The following is a 16,637-nucleotide window of genomic DNA, read 5'->3' as shown; positions in this document are numbered from 1 at the left end:
GATACGCGCTGAAACGAAGCACCGTCACGGTGCCGTGGCGATCGGCTGGTCGGTCGCGAGCGCTTCAAACTCTCGATGCATCCAGTCGCGCTGCGGCAGGATTCCGCGGCGCGCCGGCGCCGCGAAGCGGGCCTCGATGAAGAGCTGCAGGATCAGGCTCTTGCGATGGTCGCCCTGCTTCAGCCCTTCGCCCGCTTCGACCAGCAGCAAGGCGCCGGCGAGGATGTCGGCCATCAGCGCCATGAGGCGGCGCGCATGGCGCTGCGCTTCCACCGGGCCGCCGCGGATCAGCGCCAGCGCATCCTGCCAATCCTTGAGCGCCGCGCTCACGGTCTGCGCCTGGCCGCCCAAGGGGCCCGGTGCTGCCGCCAGCATCGCCGCGATACGGTTGGTGAAGACCTTGTCGCCGCCATAGCGGCCCGCGACCAGCCGCAGGATCTCCAGGGCCTGGATGTTGGCGGGCCCTTCCCACACCGTCATGACCTGCGCGTCGCGCAGCAGGCGCGGCGTGACGTGATCGTAGGTATAGCCGTTGCCGCCGATGATCTCGATCGCGCGCGAGCAGGCACGGATCGCATCCTCGCCGGTCATGTATTTGGCGAGCGCCGTCGCGAGCCGGAGCCAGACCCGCGTCTCGTCGGCGTCGCCCGCGCGGGCGCGGTCGGCGATATCGAAGCTCCGCGCCGCCTCGAAAGCGAGCGCCGTCCCCGCCTCCAGCGTCACCAGGATCGCCAGGAGCTCGTCCTGCACCATCGGATAACGGACGATGGCGTCGCCGAAGGCCTGCCGCTCCGCGGCATAATGCAGGGCCTCGACGAAGGCGCGGCGCTGCAGCCCGGCCGAGGCCAGGGCGTTGTGGATCCGGCTGAACTCGAGCGCGGCCATCATCAGCGCGAAACCGTCGGGCGGCGGCGCCACCTCGAGCGCCCAGCTCTCGGTGAGATCGACCTCGGCGGTGGGCACGCCGACCGTGCCGAGCTTGTCCTTGAGGCGGCGGAAGCGCATCGGGTTGAGCCCGCCGTCATCGAGCATGATCGGCACCAGATAGAGCCCCAGGCCTTTCGTGCCCGCAGGCGCCCCTTCGGGGCGCGCGGTCGCCAGGGAGAGCCCGCCATCGGCGTTGCTGACGAACCATTTGAGGCCGTTGAGCCGCCAATGGTCGCCCTCGGCGCGCGCCACCGTGGTGGTGCCGCCGACGTCGCTGCCGCCGTGAAGCTCCGTCGCCCAGGTGCCGGCCGTCAGTGCCTCGCCGTCCATCCGGGTCAGACGCTCGCGATAGCGCGCGCGAACCGCGGGCGGGCCGTAGCGGTCGAGCACATAGGCAACCGCCCCCGTCATGCAGACGGGACAGTGCAGCGAGACATCCGCCTGGGACAGCAGATAGCCCATGGCGAAGGTCACCTCGAATGGCGCCGGATCCGAGGCATAGTTGAGGCCGATGACGCCGCGCCGGTAGGCCTCGCGCGAGGCCGCCGCCCAGGCCGGGTTGCGGGTGATCCGGTTGGCGACGCGGCCTTGCGCGTCGTAGGTCTCGAGGTAGGGCGGCGCCTCGCGGTCGGTATAGGCGGCGGCGCGGTCGACCGCGTCGCCGACCCAGGCGCCGAACTCGCCCAGCATCGGCTCCCAGCGCGCATAGTCGTTCCCCAGCGACCGCTTCAGCAGGCGCTGCAGATTGAGATCGCTACGGAAGAAGTCCTTCTTGTCGGCGAGCCGCATGACCCAGATGACGGATGCCGACGGGCATCCGCTCAGAACATCGTTTCGAGCACCCTATCGGGCGGCTTGTGGCCGTCGGCGAAGGTCTTGATGTTGATGATGACCTTCTCGCCCATATCGATGCGGCCCTCCATCGTGGCCGAACCCATATGCGGCAGCAGCACCACATTGTCGAGCTTCAGGAGCTTCGGATTGACGGCGGGCTCATGCTCGAACACGTCGAGCCCGGCCCCGGCCAGCTCGCCCCCCACCAGCATGCGCGCCAGCGCGTTCTCGTCGATCACCTCGCCGCGCGAGGTGTTGACGATGTAGGTGTGGCGCGGCAGCAGCTTGAGGCGGCGCGCCGACAGCAGGTGATAGGTGGCCGGCGTGTGCGGGCAGTTGATCGAGATGATGTCCATCCGCGCCAGCATCTGGTCGAGGCTTTCCCAGTAGGTCGCCTCGAGCTCGGCTTCGAGATCCTGATGGACCCGGCGGCGGTTGTGGTAATGGACGGCGAGACCGAAGCCGCGCGCGCGCCGCGCGACCGCGGTGCCAATGCGGCCCATGCCGACGATGCCCAGCCGCTTGCCCCAGATGCGATGGCCCAGCATCGAGGTGGGACCCCAGCCCTTCCATTGGCCGGTGCGGATCAGCCGTTCGCCCTCGGCCAGGCGCCGGGGCACCGCCAGGATCAGCGCCATGGTCATGTCGGCGGTGTCCTCGGTGAGGACGCCGGGCGTGTTGGTGACGGTGATGCCGCGCTGGCGCGCCGAGGCGAGATCGATATGGTCGACGCCGGTGCCGAAGGACGCGATCAGCCGCAATTTGGGACCGGCCTGGGACAGAACCGAGGAATCGATCCGGTCGGTGACCGTCGGCACCAGCACGTCGGCGGCCTTGATCGCCTCCACCAGCTCCCCCTGCGTCATGGGGCGGTCATCGATGTTCAGGCGAACATCGAACAGCTCCATCATGCGCGTCTCGATCGGATCGGGCAGCTTGCGGGTTACGACGACGACAGGTTTGGGAGGCATCGGGCCCGATCACGAGGAATGGTTGGTGGGAAGCCAGCCGGTGCGGCGCCCACTCTACCAAGCGGGGCTCGCGGTCTGCCATAGCAAGGGTGCCGGGGCTTGTCCAGCCGAGGGCCGGCCCTGTCACCGGCCGTCCCGTACGGGGTGCGACAGCTTGCCCGAAAGGGGGCTCGCCGATCGGCGCCTGCCGAACTTGACCCGGGCGCCAGAGCGTTCGAATCTGCGAATCGGCGATTGCAGTTCGATGATGGAGATCGGGTGATGAAGCGGGCCCAGGGGCATTCCACCGGCGCGCGGCGGCGCGGCGGGCGTGGGGTGGCAATCTTCCTCCTGACGGCGATCCTGATAGCGACGGGATGGGGCTTGGTTCCGGAACTGAGCGGCGGCCCGGCGCTGGCCGCGGGCAGCAACCCGTCGGGCCTGCCGATCCCCCGGTTCGTCTCGCTGCGATCGAACGAGGTCAATCTGCGGACGGGGCCCGGGCTGACCTATCCGATCGACTGGATCTACAAGCGCGACGGCATGCCGGTCGAGGTGATCGAGGAGTTCGACACCTGGCGCAAGATCCGGGACTGGCAGGGGACCGAAGGCTGGGTCCATCAGAGCATGCTCGACGGCAAGCGCGACTTCCTCATCACCGGCGAGCAGCGGATGATGCGCCTGGCGCCCGAGATGGATGCGAGGCCCGCCGCCCGGCTGCAGCCGGGCGTGATCGGCCAGCTCCTCTCCTGCGAGCAGGAATGGTGCCGGGCCGATGTCCAGGGCTATCGCGGCTGGCTCAAGCGCGAATGGTTCTGGGGCGCTTATCCGAACGAGACGTTCTGAGCCGTCGGGCGGCCGCCCGCGCCGAGCAACCCCCTCCCTGCCCTCCCCCTGAACGGGGGAGGGGATGATCATTTCAATCTTGCGGCTTTTTACTGATCTCCCGTTCGGGGGAGGCGGCGCGATCCCGACCCGGGGCGATGCAAAGCCTCAGTCGAAATCATCCGCGAGCGCCGCGCGCACGGGCTCGGGCGCGACTGCGATATGGCCGTATTGCGGGTGCGAGAAGCCCACCAGGACGCGGGCTCCCGGCTTGCGGAAAGCCGCGATCTGCTGAGGCTGGAACGGGAAGTGGATGAACTGCACGGAGGAGGCCTTGCCCTCGTCCGTGGTGCGGTCCTGGTCGGCCTCCGGCACGCCCATGACGCGCGCGCCGTCGACCTCGATGAAGGCGCTGTTCTCGACGCCGCCGAGATGGCTCAGCACCGCCTTGCGCTTGTCGGGATCGTCGATCTCGAACAGCACCGTGGCCACCAGCTCGGCCCCCTTGGGGATGAGCGGGTTGTAGGCCGCGAGCTCGCCCGGGATCTGCTCTGGGCCGCCCTTCTCGATATAGAGCATCTCCTGCACCTGGAACCACATGCTCTCATAGTTCTCGAAATGCATGCTGCAGTAGGGCCCGATCTCGAGCCGGCGCAGCCGCTTGCGCTGGACCAGCGCCGTCCGCCGCTCCTTGCGCACCTTGGCATAGGCCTCGACGCTCATCAGGTCGTCGGCCGTGATCTCGCGCTTGCGCATCGTCATCCTCGCTGGTCAGAGCCCATAGGCTTGCGCCAACAGTTCGATCGGGTGGCGCGACTGGGTGGCCGCCGCCTGGCCGTCGGCGATCCGCTCCATGCCCTGCACGATATGGGCGCCGGCCAGCGGGCATTCGGAGGCGAGATGCGCCTTGCCGGCGTTCTGCGCCTGCCTCGCCACCGGCTTGCCCACCTTGAGCGCCGTCTCGAAATTGCCCTCCATCACGCCCCAGGACCCGCCATGGCCCGAGCAGCGCTCGATCACGGCGAGATCGGCCTGGGGGATGAGGCGCAGCATCTCGGCCGCCTTCTGGCCCATGTTCTGCGCCCGCGAGTGACAGGCGATGTGAAGCGCCACGCCGCCCTCGAGCGGCTTGAGGCCTGGCGCGATGCCGTTGCGCTTGGCGATGTCGACGACATATTCGGTGATGTCGAAGGTCGCCTGCGAGAGCTTCTTGATGCCGGCGTCGGCGGGCAGGATCAGCGGCCATTCGAACTTGAGCATCAGCGCGCAGGAAGGAACCAGCGCGATGACGTCGTAGCCCTTCTCGACCCAGGGCAGCAGCGCCTCGCTCACCTTGCGCGCGCCCTCGGCGACCTTGGAAATATTGCCCGCCTCGAGCTGGGGCATGCCGCAGCAGGCGGGATAGAGCACCTCGGTCTCGACGCCGTTGCGGGCCAGCACCTTGCGCGCCGCCTCGCCGATCCCGGGATTGTGATAGTTCACGAAGCAGGTGGCATAGAGCACGGCCTTGCGGCCGAAGCCGGGCGCCTCGCGATTGATCTCGGGCGTCTCCTGCCGCGCCTTCAGCATGAAGGTCTTGCTGTGGAATTTCGGCAGGGCGGCATGGCGGTCAACGCCGGCGACCTTCTCCATGAGAGGCCGTGTCAGGCCGTTCTTCTCGCTGACGGCCCAGTTCATCACCGGGCTCGCGACCGCACCGAGCCTGCCGTTGCGATCGGTCTTGCCCAGCTCGTCGCGGATCGGCTCGACATGGCCCCGCGCCCGCTCGGCCGCGCGGTAGCGCAGCATCAGGTGCGGAAAATCGAGATTGAACTCATGCGGCGGGACATAGGGGCATTTGGTCATGAAGCAGAGGTCGCAGAGCGTGCAGGCATCGACCACCTGCTTGAAGTCCTCGCTCTTGACCCCATGCATCTCGTCCGGCGAGGCGTCGACCAGGTCGAACAGCCGCGGGAAGCTGTCGCAAAGATTGAAGCAGCGCCGGCATCCGTGACAGATGTCGAAGACGCGCCGCATCTCGGCGTCGAGCTTCTCCCAATTGGTGAAATCCGGATCGTTCCAGTCGAGCGGATGCCGGACCGGCGGTTCGAGGCTGCCCTCTCTCATGGCGCGAACGTCTCTCTCGAAGAGGCTATGGGCGCCGCCGCCTCCCACCTTGCGGCCGGCGCGGGAACGGCGAACGGAAGGGCGGGGACCGCCCCGCTCTTCCGCTGACCGTCACGAGGCCGGCCGCTCGCGCGGGCCCGGCCTCTTTCGTCTAGCCCCGGCGCTTAGCCGAGGGTGTCGAGCGCCTTCTGGAAGCGGCCCGCATGGGACTTCTCGGCCTTGGCGAGCGTCTCGAACCAGTCGGCGATCTCGTCGAAGCCTTCCTCACGCGCGGTGCGGGCCATGCCCGGATACATATCGGTGTATTCGTGGGTCTCGCCGGCGATCGCGGCCTTCAGGTTCGGGCCGGTGGCGCCGATCGGCAGGCCCGTGGCCGGGTCGCCGACCGCCTCGAGGAACTCGAGATGGCCATGCGCGTGGCCGGTCTCGCCCTCGGCGGTGGAGCGGAACACGGCGGCGACGTCGTTGTAGCCTTCGACGTCGGCCTTCTGGGCGAAGTAGAGGTAGCGGCGATTCGCCTGGCTCTCGCCCGCGAACGCGGCCTTCAGGTTGCCTTCGGTCTTGCTGTTCTTCAGCGACTTCGACATGGCTGGCTCTCCCTTGCTTGTCGATGAGCTCTGGCTTGTCCGACGGGCGCCGGCCGCGACACCGGTCCGTCGGCAGCTGACAAATTAACTATCAGACGCAAGGCGTTTGTCAACAGATTAGAATACTTCAAAACTATGAGAAGGATTCGCAGTCGCAAAAAGGGGGCGGGAGGGAAAGCCGGCGACGCGCGCGCGGCGCACGCGCCCTCGCGCTATTTGCGCGGCTGTAGCCGGATGACGACGTCGACGCGCCCGAGCTTCGTGCCGGCGGGGGCCGCCGGCAGCCGGGCCAGCTCCACCTCGGCGCCGTCCACGTCCTGGAGCTCGCCATTCTCTTCGAAGAAGAAGTGATGGTGATCGCCGGTGTTGGTGTCGAAATAGGAACGGCCGGGATCGACCACGACCTCGCGCAGCAGGCCCTGGCGCGTGAACTGATGGAGCGTGTTGTAAACGGTCGCGAGCGACACCCGCATGTTGGCGCCGGCCGCCTCGGCATGAAGCTGCTCGGCCGTCACATGACGGAAACCCGGCTCGAACAGCAGCTTCGCCAGCGCCAGGCGCTGGCGCGTCGGACGCAGCCCTGCCTGCTTCAAGCGCTCGACAAGGGGAGCAAAGGGGCGGTTCGCACTCATGGTCGGCTGCTGGATCTCGTTCTGCCGAAAACGGCCGTCAGGACCCCATTGGGGATGATTTTGGAATAGTTACAAGCTAAATCAAGGGCGCCCACGAAGAAAATGACAAGGCCGTGACAGTCCTCCTGACCTCCCGGTCAGCATCGGTCAGTCGCCGGTCTGCAGCCGTTCCACGAGCTGGCGCACGGTCGGGATGAAGCCGTTCGAGTAGAAGGGATCGTCCTTGAAGCGGAAGGCGTTGTGGCCGGCGAACATGAGCTGGTCCTCGGTATGCTCCGAGTGGCTGATGGTCTGCAGCGTCTTCTGGATGCAGTAGGAGCGCGGATCGGCCTTCTTGCCCGTCGTGCCTTCCTCGTTCTCGGCCCAGTTCGAGAAGCGGCAGGCGGAGAGACAGCCCATGCAGTTGATCTGATCCTCGCGGATCTGGTTCGCGCGCTCCGGCGTCACCAGGATCAGCGTGGAATCCGGCGTGCGCAGCGCCTCGGTGAAGCCCTCCTCGACCCACTGCACGGCGCGCAGCTTGTCGGCGGCGGTGAGATAGACGAGGCGGTTGCGGGCCCCTACCGGGAACGGCCAGATATGCTCGCCCACCGTCGTCGTCGAGTAGGCGACCTGGCGCTCGGAGCGCTCCTTGAGCTCGTCGAGGAACGGGTTGCTCACGGCCGAGGAATAGAAGCCGGTCGGGCTGAAGCGGTTGAGGAACACATCGCCTTCGCTGAGCGTCATCAGCCGCCGCTTCCACGCCTCGGAGATGGGGCTCTCCTGCGTCAGCAGCGGGCGCGTGCCGAACTGGAACGCGACCGGGCCGATCTCGGGATTGTCGAGCCAATGCTCCCATTCGCGCAGGCACCAGACGCCGCCCGCCATGATCACGGGCGTGGCACGGAGCCCGAACTCGATCATGGTCTGGCGCAGCTCGGCCACGCGCGGATAGGGATCGCCCGGCTTCAGCGGGTCCTCGCTGTTGGAGAGGCCGTTATGGCCGCCCGCGAGCCAGGGATCCTCATAGACGACGCCGCCCAGAAGCTCGGGGAAGCGGTGATAGGCGCGCTTCCACAAGGCGCGGAAGGCGCGCGCCGAGGACACGATCGGATAGTAGAAGATGGCGTACTGCGCGCAGATCTCGGCGATCTTGTAGGGCATGCCGGCGCCGCAGGTGACGCCATGGATGAGGCCCTTGGCGCCCTCGAGCACGCCATGCAGCACGCGCTGCGAGGCCGCCATCTCCCACAGCACGTTCATGTGGATGCGGCCCTGGCCGTTGGAGGTCTCGTGCGCGATCTTCGCCTGATGGATGCCGCCCTGGATCGCGTAGGCGACCAGCTCCTCATGGCGCTCGCGCCGGGTGCGGCCGCGATAGACCTGCTCGATCAGCTTGCCGTCGGGATCGTAGGAATCGGCGTTGACGCCGGAGAAGGTGCCGACGCCGCCGGCGGCGGCCCAGGCGCCGGAGCTTTCGCCGTTGGAGACGGAGATGCCCTTGCCGCCTTCCACCAGCGGCAGCACTTCCTTGCCCGAGATGATCAGAGGCGGCAGCGGCTTCACTCTCTCACACTCTCCTGCTGGCTCGCGGAACCTGAACGGGGACCTTGGGTTCAGGCCGCGAGAATCGTATCCGGCCGGTCGGTTATGATGCAGTCGACCCCGGCATCAAGCAACCGGCGCGCCTGGCCGCGGTCGTTGACCGTATAGACCGCCAGGCCCAGCCCCGCCCGCTTAACCGCCTTGAGATCGGCCGGCAGATGGTCGCTCGAGAAATGGACCGAGCGGCATCCCAGCCGCCCGGCCTCGGCCCGCCAGATCTCGGGCGTATCCCAAATCAGGAGCCCGCGCGGCAGTTCCGGCGCGAGGTCGCGCGCCGTCACCATGCTCTCGAGCGCGAAGCTCGACAAGAGCGGCGCCTCCCGGCCCTTCGGCCAGCGCTTGCGCACCAGCTCGATCACGGCCGCCGCCGTCTCGACCTCGCGGCCGGGGCAGGGCTTGATCTCGATATTGGCGTTGAGCCCGAGGCTCGCAAGCCGGGCGATGGTCTCGTCGAGCCGAGGCACCCTGACGCCGTGCCAGCCCGGCCCGAACCAGGCGCCGGCATCGAGCTTCGCGATCTGCGGCCAGCTCGCCTCCGCCACGGGCCCATGGCCCGTGGTGGTGCGGTCGAGATCGTCGTCATGCATCAGGATGACGACGCCGTCCTTGGTCAGCTTGGCGTCGAACTCGACCCAGCGCGCGCCCAGGAGCGCCGCCCGCTCGATGGAGGCCAGCGTGTTCTCCGGCGCCGACGCGGCGGCGCCCCGATGGCCGATCACCTTGGGCAGGCGGAGCATGAGATCACCACCCCGGACGAAACCCGAAGAAACGCCCCCTTCCATGGACGGAAGGGGGCCGGTTCCCGTCGTCAGTTCGCGGCTGCGGCCTTCTCGGAGGAAAGGTCGGCGCCGGTCTGCTGATCGACCGCCTTCATGCTCAGCTTCACCTTGCCGCGGTCGTCCATGCCGATGCACTTCACCTTCACCACATCGCCGACCTTGACCACGTCGGAGACCTGCTTGACGCGGTGCGGCGCCAGCTCGCTGATATGGACGAGGCCGTCGCGGCTGCCGAGGAAGTTCACGAAGGCGCCGAATTCCATGATCTTCACCACCTTGCCGGTGTAGACCACGCCGATCTCCGGTTCCGCCACGATGCCGCGGATCCAGTCGATCGCGGCCTGCGACGCGGAAGCGTCGACCGCCGCCACCTTGATCGTGCCGTCATCCTCGATGTCGATCTTGGCGCCGGTGACCTCGCAGATCTCGCGGATCACCTTGCCGCCCGAACCGATCACCTCGCGGATCTTGTCCTTGGGGATGTTGATCACGGTGATGCGCGGCGCGTTCTGGCTCACCGCCTCGCGCGACCGCGACAAGGCCTTCGCCATCTCGCCCAGGATGTGCAGGCGACCGTCGCGGGCCTGGGCCAGCGCGATCTTCATGATCTCGGGCGTGATCGAGGTGATCTTGATGTCCATCTGCAGCGAGGTGACGCCCTCGGTGGTACCCGCCACCTTGAAGTCCATGTCGCCCAGATGGTCCTCGTCGCCGAGGATGTCGGAGAGGACGGCGAAGCCGCTCTTCTCCTTGATCAGGCCCATGGCGATGCCCGCCACCGGGCGCTTCAGCGGCACGCCGGCATCCATCAGCGCCAGCGACGAGCCGCAGACCGTCGCCATCGAGGAGGAGCCGTTCGACTCGGTGATCTCCGAGACGACGCGCAGCGTGTAGGGGAAATCTTCCTTCTTCGGCAGCAGCGGATGGACGGCGCGCCAGGCGAGCTTGCCGTGGCCGACTTCGCGGCGGCCGGGCGAGCCCATGCGGCCGGTCTCGCCGGTCGAATAGGGCGGGAAGTTGTAATGCAGCAGGAAGTGCTCGCGATACTCGCCCTCGAGCGCGTCGATGATCTGCTCGTCCTCGCCCGTGCCGAGCGTCGCGACCACGAAGGCCTGGGTCTCGCCGCGGGTGAAGACCGCGGAGCCGTGGGCGCGCGGCAGCACGCCCACCTCGCTGTTGATCTGACGGACGGTCTTGGTGTCGCGGCCGTCGATGCGCTTGCCGGTCTCGAGGATGGCGCCGCGCACGATGTCCTGCTCCAGGCCCTTGGTCAGCTTGGAGACGAGCTCGGCCTCGAAGCCCTCGGCGACGAGCGTCTCGACCGCCTGGGCGCGGACCTCGTCGACCTTCTGGGTGCGGGCCTGCTTGCCGGTCTCCTCATAGGCCTTGCGCATCGCGTCGCCCGCGACCGCCTTGAGGCGCATCTTGGCGGCCTCGTATTCGGGGCCCTTCTCCGGCAGCGGCCAGGGCTCGTTGGCGCACTGCTCGGCGAGCTCGATGATCGCGCGGATCACCGGCTGGAAGTTCTCGTGACCGAAGGTGACGGCGCCGAGCATGATCTCTTCCGACAGCTCGCTCGCCTCGGATTCGACCATCAGCACGCCTTCGTTGGTGCCGGCAAGCACCAGCTCGAGGCTCGAATTCTTGAGCTCTTCCTGGCGCGGATTGAGCACATACTGGCCGTCGATATAGCCGACGCGCGCGGCGCCGATCGGCCCCAGGAACGGGATGCCGGAGATGGTCAGCGCCGCGGAAGCGCCCACCATCGCGACGATGTCGGGATCGTTCTCGAGATCGTGGCTCAGCGTGGTGCAGACCACCTGGGTCTCGTTGCGATAGCCCTCGGCGAAGAGCGGGCGGATCGGGCGGTCGATGAGGCGCGAGGTCAGCACCTCCTTCTCCGAAGGCCGGCCTTCACGCTTGAAGAAGCCGCCGGGGATCTTGCCCGCGGCGAAGGCCTTCTCCTGGTAGTTGACGGTCAGCGGGAAGAAATCGACGCCGGGCTTGGGCGCCCGCTGGCCCACGACGGTGCAGAGCACGACCGTGTCGCCATAGGTCGCCATGACGGCGCCGTCGGCCTGGCGTGCGATATGCCCGGTCTCGAGGGTGAGCTTGCGCCCGCCCCATTCGATTTCTTTGCGGTAGATCTTGAACATTGAGTTGGGTCCTTAAAAATGGCCGGTGTTATGGATGCGCCGGACCCGCGCAAGCAGCGGGAGCACCCGCTGCTTGCGTCGGCCCGGCATAAGGCGCACGCGGCGCCGGCCGCTGCCGCGCGCGCTCTCCCTTTGATCGGATCGTGTCGTGCCGCGGGACGGCACGACGCTGGTTGCGTCTAGCGGCGCAGCCCAAGGCGCTGCACCAGCTCCTGATAGCGCTTGTCGTCGGTGCGCTTCAGATAGTCGAGCAGCCGACGGCGCTGGCCGACCATGACCAGCAGACCGCGGCGGGAATGGAAGTCCTTTTCATGGGACTGCAGATGGTCGGTCAGGTTCTTGATGCGCTCGCTCAGCACCGCGACCTGAACTTCCGGCGAACCGGTATCACCCTCTTGGCGGGCATATTCCTTGATGAGCGACTGCTTGCGCTCGGCCGTAATCGACATCGTGGCTGTTCCTTTCGTCTTAGAGATGCAACACGCGCACGGGGCGCAGGTCGCCGGCTTCCCAGCGGGCCAACGCCACCGGCTTTCCGCCGGCCATGGCGCAGACCAAGTCACCGCTGCGGATTGCGCCCAGCCGTTCGCGGTCGCTCGCGCGGAGCAGACCGACGGACTGGCCAGAACGCAGGCGAAGCGCCTCGGCGTCGGTCAAGGGGAGGGCCGGGATGTCGTCCAGCGCCGCCTCGACCGGTAACAGGTGCCCTGAGGCGGGCGGAATATGCCCCAGGGCCTTGAGCGATTCCAGAGAAATCGCCTGGGATTCCGTGAAGGGGCCGACCGCGATCCGCCGCAGGGCCGAGACATGGCCGACGGTCCCCAGCGCCAGAGCCAAGTCCCTGGCAAGACTACGCATATAGACGCCCTTGCCGGTCTCGGCCTCGAACTCGGCATGGTCGGCGTCAAGCTGCCGCACCAGTTCCAGCCGCTCGATCCAGACCCGGCGCGGGGCCAGATCGACCGCTTCCCCGGCCCGGGCCAGGTCGTAGGCCCGCTCGCCTTCGACCTTGATGGCCGAGAAGGCGGGCGGCACCTGATCGATCTCGCCCTGGAAGCGGGGCAGCACGGCCTCGATCTCGGCCTGGCCGGGCCGGCGGTCGCTGGTGGCCGTGACCGGGCCCTCGGCGTCGTCGGTCGAGCGCGCCTCGCCCCAGCGCACGGTGAAGCGATAGATCTTCCGGCCGTCCATTACATAGGGAACGGTCTTGGTCGCCTCGCCGAGCGCGATCGGCAGGAGGCCGGTCGCGAGCGGATCGAGCGTACCGCCATGGCCGGCCTTGTTGGCATCGAACAGGCGGCGCACCGCGCTCACGGCCTGGGTCGAGGTCATGCCCAGCGGCTTGTCGAGGACCACCCAGCCGCTGATCGGCTGACCCTTGCGGCGACGCGCCATGGCTCAGCGCTCCCCGCCCTCGTCGTCCCCTTCCTGGTCCTTGTCGGCCGGCGCCGTCAGATCGCGCGCCACGTCCGGCTCGCGGAAGAGCGCCTCGAGGCGCTGGGCGCGGTCGAAGGAATTGTCGGGCAGAAAACGGATCTGGGTGGCGAAGCGCAGCTTCAATTCGCGCGCGATCTCGCCGCGCAGATAAGGGGCCGCGTGATTGAGCGCCTGGACCAGCGTGGCGGCATCGCCGCCGCCGAAGGGCAGCACGAAGGCGGTCGCGTTCTTCAGGTCCGGGCTGACCTTGACCTCGGTCACGGTGATCCGCGCCTCGGCCAGGGCCGGGTCGTGCAGCCGCCCCTCGGCGAAGAGCTCGGCCAGCACATGCCGGATCTCCTCGCCCACGCGCAGCTGGCGCTGGCTCGGGCCCGAGCCCGCGCGCGATTTGCGATGTGCCTTCACCAAGAACGCCCTTCAGGCTCGTCCGGTCGCGGGGCAAGCCCGCGCCCGCCGGCTTCTTAAGCCAGCGTGCGCGTGACCTGCTCGATCTCGAAGCACTCGATCTGGTCGCCGACCTGGATGTTGTCGTAGTTCTCGAAGGCCATGCCGCACTCGAAGCCTTCCTTGACCTCGCGCACCTCGTCCTTGAAGCGCTTCAGCGTCTTCAGGCTGCCCTCGTGGATGACGACGTTGTCGCGCAGCAGACGCACCTTGGCGCCGCGCTTGACGACGCCTTCGGTGACCATGCAGCCCGCGACCTTGCCGACCTTCGAGATGTTGAAGACCTCGCGGATCGCGGCGTAGCCGAGGAAGCTCTCGCGCATGGTCGGCGCCAGCAGGCCCGAGAGCGCCGCCTTCACGTCGTCCACCACGTTGTAGATGATCGAGTAGTAGCGGATCTCGATCTTGTCGCGCTTGGCCATCTCGCGCGCCTGCGGGTTGGCGCGGACATTGAAGCCGATGATCATCGCGTTGGACGCGCGCGCCAGCGTGATGTCGGATTCGTTGATGCCGCCGACCGCGGTATGCAGCACGCGCACCGCCACTTCCTTGGTGCCCAGGCCCTGCAGCGAGGCGACGATCGCCTCGATCGAGCCCTGCACGTCGCCCTTGACGATGACGGGGAGCTCCTTCGCCTCGCCCTCGGCGATCTTGGCGAAGATGTCCTGCGCCGAGCCGCGCACGCGGGTCGCCGCCTCCTTGTCGCGCTGGACGCGCTGGCGGTACTCGCTGACCTGGCGGGCCTTGGCCTCGGTCTCCACCACCGCGAAGGTGTCGCCCGCCAGCGGCGGCGCCTGCAGGCCCAGGATCTCCGCCGGCGTCGAGGGGCCGGCCTCGGTCATGGGCTCGCCGCGATCGTCGAGCAGCGCGCGCACGCGGCCCCATTCGCCGCCCGCGACCAGGATGTCGCCCACGCGCAGCGTGCCGCGCTGCACCAGCAGCGTCGCCACGACGCCGCGGCCGCGCTCGAGCTTGGCCTCGATCACGGCGCCGGAGGCGGCGCGATCCGGATTGGCCTTGAGCTCCAGGATCTCGGCCTGGAGCAGGATCGCCTCTTCGAGCTTGTCGAGGCCCTGGCGGGTCTTGGCCGAGACCTCGACGGTCTGCACGTCGCCGCCCAGTTCCTCGACGACCAGCTCGTGCTTCAGGAGCTCCTGGCGCACCCGTTCGGGATTGGCCTCCGGCTTGTCGATCTTGTTGATGGCGACGATGATCGGCACCTTCGCGGCCTTGGCATGGTGAATCGCCTCGACCGTCTGCTCCATGATGCCGTCGTCGGCCGCGACCACCAGCACCACGATGTCGGTGACGTTGGCGCCGCGCGCGCGCATCTCGGTGAAGGCGGCATGGCCCGGCGTGTCGATGAAGGTGATCTTCTGCCCGTTGGGGCGGGTCACCTGATAGGCGCCGATATGCTGCGTGATGCCGCCGGCCTCGTGCGCCGCCACGTCGGTCTGGCGCAGCGCGTCGAGCAGCGAGGTCTTGCCGTGGTCGACATGGCCCATGACGGTCACGACCGGCCAGCGCGGCACCATATGCTCGGCCTCGTCGGCCAGGCCCTCGACCCCGATCTCGACGTCGGCCGCCGAGACGCGGCGCACGCGGTGGCCGAACTCGCCGGCGACCAGCTCGGCCGTGTCGGCATCGAGCGTCTGGTTGATGGTCGCCATGATGCCCATCTTCATGAGGGCCTTGATGACGTCGGCGCCGCGCTCGGCCATACGGTTGGCCAGCTCCTGCACGGTGATGGTTTCGGGGATGATCACGTCGCGAATGACCTTTGTTGAATCGCCCGCCGCCATGGCCAGGCGGCGTTCCTTCTCGCGGGCGCGGCGGACGGCCGCCAGGCTGCGCACGCGCTCGCCTGCATCCTCGTCCAGCGCCTGCGAGATCGTCATCTTGCCGGTGCGCCGGCGCGGCTCGTCGCGGCGCGCGACCGGTGCCGGCTTCGGCACCGCGTGGCGCACGGCGCCCGGCCGGCGGGCCCGGTCGGATTCCTCTTCTTCCGCCATCGGCGCCGCCGCCGCGGCGGGCTTCGCGGTCAGGCGGTGCGGCTTGGCCTCGGCTTCGCGCTCGGACGCCGGCGCGGGCTTCGCGGCTTTGGCTGCAGCGGGGGCGGCCGCCGACTCCACGGCCGCGGCCGGCTCGGGTTCCGGCTTGGGCTTCGGGCGGGCGGCTTCCTCGGCGGCCAGTCGCGCCTCTTCCTCGGCGCGCTGGCGGGCGGTCTCCTGCTCCATCTGGCGGCGGAGCTCGTCGTCGCGCTTGGCCTCGCCCAGCACCTTCAGGCGCACGGCGCGCTCGCTGTCGGTCAGGTGATGGGCCACCGTCGCCGGGGCCGGCGCTTCGGCCACGGCCGGCGCATGGCCATGCGGATGGCCGTCGGCGGGGGCCGTCAGCTCGGGCTCGGTCGTGACCTCGGTAACCTTGTCGCCATTGCCGCGCGCATAGGTGCGCTTGCGCTTCACCTCGACCGCGACGGTCTTGGTGCGGCCATGGGGAAAGCTCTGTCGAACCTGGCCGGCATCGACCGTCTTCTTGAGCTCGAGCTTGGGGCGGCTCAGCTTCAGCGGCTTCTTGCTGGCATCGGTGTCGTTGCTGCTGGTCATCGCGATAATCCGATCGGTCGTCAGTGGTTAGGTCCGGTATCAGGGCCGGCAATCAAGGCTTTGAGCCGCGCGGCGTCCAGCCGGAGCGCGCGGGCGAGCCCGCCTTCGCTGAGCGCGGCATGCACCACATGCTCGCGGCCCAATGCGGCGGCCAGCTCTGCGGCGGTGAAGAGATCGATGACGGCGATGGAGGGCCGGGAGGCCGGCTCCGTCGCCGTGCCCTTTATATGGTGAGCGCCGGCCTTGGCCGCCAGCCGGCGCTTGCCATCGGCCGCACCGTCCCGCGCCTCGAGCAACACTGATACGGTACCCCGCTCCAGCCAGGCATCCACCTTCTCGTAGCCGGCCACCGCCTGCCCGGCGCGCCGGGCAAGCCCGATCAGATCCAGGCAGCGGTTGCGCAGCAGCAGGACGATCTCGTCGGCCAGCCGGGGCGAAACCCGCACCGGCGCCTTGGCCGCCTTGGCGAACAGGTTCTTCTGCAGCGCCAGATCGAGGGCCGCCCGCTCGGCCGAAACCCAGAGGCCGCGGCCGGGCAGCTTGCCCGCGAGATCGGGCACCAGCTCGTTCTCAGGCCCCACCACGAAGCGCAGCAGCTCCTCCTTGGGCTTCACCTGGCGCGTGGCGATGCAGCGGCGCGACGGCCCCTCGGCGGCGGTCTCGTCCACCGCCGCCAGGTCGGCCTCCTCCACCGGCACAGAGGCCGCACCGGTGGCGCTGATCGCCTCCCGGTTCGGATCCTCGGCCGTCGGACGGGCCGTCATCGCCAT

The 16,637-nt window shown here is 68.4% G+C and carries 15 protein-coding genes; 1 reads left to right on the top strand and 14 read right to left on the bottom strand.

Features of this window, described 5'->3' with window-relative positions; genetic code table 11:
- Nucleotides 1–24 precede the first annotated feature (24 nt).
- Both FRZ61_RS26215 and FRZ61_RS26210 read right to left on the bottom strand, forming a co-directional pair.
- On the bottom strand, nt 25–1,716 hold the full coding sequence (locus FRZ61_RS26215; RefSeq protein ID WP_151120584.1) for an acyl-CoA dehydrogenase family protein: 1,692 nt from the start codon (nt 1,714–1,716) through the stop codon (nt 25–27).
- Between the two features lie 32 nt (nt 1,717–1,748).
- On the bottom strand, nt 1,749–2,732 hold the full coding sequence (locus tag FRZ61_RS26210) for a 2-hydroxyacid dehydrogenase (RefSeq protein ID WP_151120583.1): 984 nt from the start codon (nt 2,730–2,732) through the stop codon (nt 1,749–1,751).
- A gap of 261 nt (nt 2,733–2,993) precedes the next feature.
- Here FRZ61_RS26210 and FRZ61_RS26205 point away from each other — a divergent pair, with 261 nt between their 5' ends.
- A complete protein-coding gene (locus tag FRZ61_RS26205; RefSeq protein WP_151120582.1) occupies nt 2,994–3,557 on the top strand; it encodes an SH3 domain-containing protein in 564 nt (187 codons plus the stop codon).
- A 147-nt stretch (nt 3,558–3,704) separates the two neighbouring features.
- On the opposite strand, the gene FRZ61_RS26200 is transcribed toward FRZ61_RS26205, so the two are convergent.
- From FRZ61_RS26200 to FRZ61_RS26145, 12 genes are all read right to left on the bottom strand, one after another.
- A complete protein-coding gene (locus FRZ61_RS26200) occupies nt 3,705–4,292 on the bottom strand; it encodes a DUF3501 family protein (protein WP_225309021.1) in 588 nt (195 codons plus the stop codon).
- 15 nt (nt 4,293–4,307) lie between these two features.
- On the bottom strand, nt 4,308–5,642 hold the full coding sequence (locus tag FRZ61_RS26195; RefSeq protein ID WP_151120580.1) for a heterodisulfide reductase-related iron-sulfur binding cluster: 1,335 nt from the start codon (nt 5,640–5,642) through the stop codon (nt 4,308–4,310).
- A gap of 164 nt (nt 5,643–5,806) precedes the next feature.
- Nucleotides 5,807–6,229, bottom strand: coding sequence for a rubrerythrin family protein (locus tag FRZ61_RS26190; protein ID WP_151120579.1), 423 nt, complete (start codon nt 6,227–6,229; stop codon nt 5,807–5,809).
- Between the two features lie 212 nt (nt 6,230–6,441).
- Nucleotides 6,442–6,861 carry an iron response transcriptional regulator IrrA gene (gene irrA / locus FRZ61_RS26185; RefSeq protein WP_151120578.1) on the bottom strand — a complete coding sequence of 140 codons (420 nt, stop codon included), beginning with the start codon at nt 6,859–6,861 and terminating at the stop codon, nt 6,442–6,444.
- A 147-nt stretch (nt 6,862–7,008) separates the two neighbouring features.
- Nucleotides 7,009–8,406, bottom strand: a complete 1,398-nt coding sequence (locus tag FRZ61_RS26180) for an NAD(P)H-dependent flavin oxidoreductase (protein WP_151120577.1) — start codon at nt 8,404–8,406, stop codon at nt 7,009–7,011.
- Nucleotides 8,407–8,456: 50 nt separating this feature from the next.
- A complete protein-coding gene (gene ugpQ / locus FRZ61_RS26175; protein WP_191909214.1) occupies nt 8,457–9,182 on the bottom strand; it encodes a glycerophosphodiester phosphodiesterase in 726 nt (241 codons plus the stop codon).
- Between the two features lie 71 nt (nt 9,183–9,253).
- The gene (gene pnp / locus FRZ61_RS26170; protein WP_151120575.1) at nt 9,254–11,380 is read right to left on the bottom strand and encodes a polyribonucleotide nucleotidyltransferase; all 2,127 of its coding nucleotides are present in this window, start codon (nt 11,378–11,380) and stop codon (nt 9,254–9,256) included.
- Between the two features lie 179 nt (nt 11,381–11,559).
- Nucleotides 11,560–11,829 (bottom strand): 30S ribosomal protein S15, encoded by a 270-nt coding sequence (gene rpsO / locus FRZ61_RS26165; protein ID WP_151120574.1) that lies wholly within the window; start codon nt 11,827–11,829, stop codon nt 11,560–11,562.
- A gap of 19 nt (nt 11,830–11,848) precedes the next feature.
- Nucleotides 11,849–12,775 carry a tRNA pseudouridine(55) synthase TruB gene (gene truB, locus FRZ61_RS26160; RefSeq protein WP_151120573.1) on the bottom strand — a complete coding sequence of 309 codons (927 nt, stop codon included), beginning with the start codon at nt 12,773–12,775 and terminating at the stop codon, nt 11,849–11,851.
- Between the two features lie 3 nt (nt 12,776–12,778).
- Nucleotides 12,779–13,222, bottom strand: coding sequence for a 30S ribosome-binding factor RbfA (rbfA, locus tag FRZ61_RS26155; protein WP_151121000.1), 444 nt, complete (start codon nt 13,220–13,222; stop codon nt 12,779–12,781).
- A 56-nt stretch (nt 13,223–13,278) separates the two neighbouring features.
- The gene (gene infB, locus FRZ61_RS26150) at nt 13,279–15,867 is read right to left on the bottom strand and encodes a translation initiation factor IF-2 (RefSeq protein WP_151120572.1); all 2,589 of its coding nucleotides are present in this window, start codon (nt 15,865–15,867) and stop codon (nt 13,279–13,281) included.
- Nucleotides 15,868–15,887: 20 nt separating this feature from the next.
- Nucleotides 15,888–16,637, bottom strand: coding sequence for an RNA-binding protein (locus FRZ61_RS26145; RefSeq protein ID WP_225309020.1), 750 nt, complete (start codon nt 16,635–16,637; stop codon nt 15,888–15,890).

It is taken from the genome of Hypericibacter adhaerens (assembly GCF_008728835.1).
GTDB lineage: Bacteria > Pseudomonadota > Alphaproteobacteria > Dongiales > Dongiaceae > Hypericibacter > Hypericibacter adhaerens.
This window is presented reverse-complemented; position numbering and strand designations above follow the sequence as displayed.

What these genes read in the sequence shown, in the direction of transcription:
- FRZ61_RS26215 (WP_151120584.1), bottom strand. Translation starts at nt 1,716, where the DNA reads ATGCGGCTCGCCGACAAGAAGGACTTCTTCCGTAGCGATCTCAATCTG.
- FRZ61_RS26210 (WP_151120583.1), bottom strand. Translation starts at nt 2,732, where the DNA reads ATGCCTCCCAAACCTGTCGTCGTCGTAACCCGCAAGCTGCCCGATCCG.
- FRZ61_RS26205 (WP_151120582.1), top strand. Translation starts at nt 2,994, where the DNA reads ATGAAGCGGGCCCAGGGGCATTCCACCGGCGCGCGGCGGCGCGGCGGG.
- FRZ61_RS26200 (WP_225309021.1), bottom strand. Translation starts at nt 4,292, where the DNA reads ATGCGCAAGCGCGAGATCACGGCCGACGACCTGATGAGCGTCGAGGCC.
- FRZ61_RS26195 (WP_151120580.1), bottom strand. Translation starts at nt 5,642, where the DNA reads ATGAGAGAGGGCAGCCTCGAACCGCCGGTCCGGCATCCGCTCGACTGG.
- FRZ61_RS26190 (WP_151120579.1), bottom strand. Translation starts at nt 6,229, where the DNA reads ATGTCGAAGTCGCTGAAGAACAGCAAGACCGAAGGCAACCTGAAGGCC.
- irrA (WP_151120578.1), bottom strand. Translation starts at nt 6,861, where the DNA reads ATGAGTGCGAACCGCCCCTTTGCTCCCCTTGTCGAGCGCTTGAAGCAG.
- ugpQ (WP_191909214.1), bottom strand. Translation starts at nt 9,182, where the DNA reads ATGCTCCGCCTGCCCAAGGTGATCGGCCATCGGGGCGCCGCCGCGTCG.
- pnp (WP_151120575.1), bottom strand. Translation starts at nt 11,380, where the DNA reads ATGTTCAAGATCTACCGCAAAGAAATCGAATGGGGCGGGCGCAAGCTC.
- rpsO (WP_151120574.1), bottom strand. Translation starts at nt 11,829, where the DNA reads ATGTCGATTACGGCCGAGCGCAAGCAGTCGCTCATCAAGGAATATGCC.
- truB (WP_151120573.1), bottom strand. Translation starts at nt 12,775, where the DNA reads ATGGCGCGTCGCCGCAAGGGTCAGCCGATCAGCGGCTGGGTGGTCCTC.
- infB (WP_151120572.1), bottom strand. Translation starts at nt 15,867, where the DNA reads ATGACCAGCAGCAACGACACCGATGCCAGCAAGAAGCCGCTGAAGCTG.
- FRZ61_RS26145 (WP_225309020.1), bottom strand. Translation starts at nt 16,637, where the DNA reads ATGGCGATGACGGCCCGTCCGACGGCCGAGGATCCGAACCGGGAGGCG.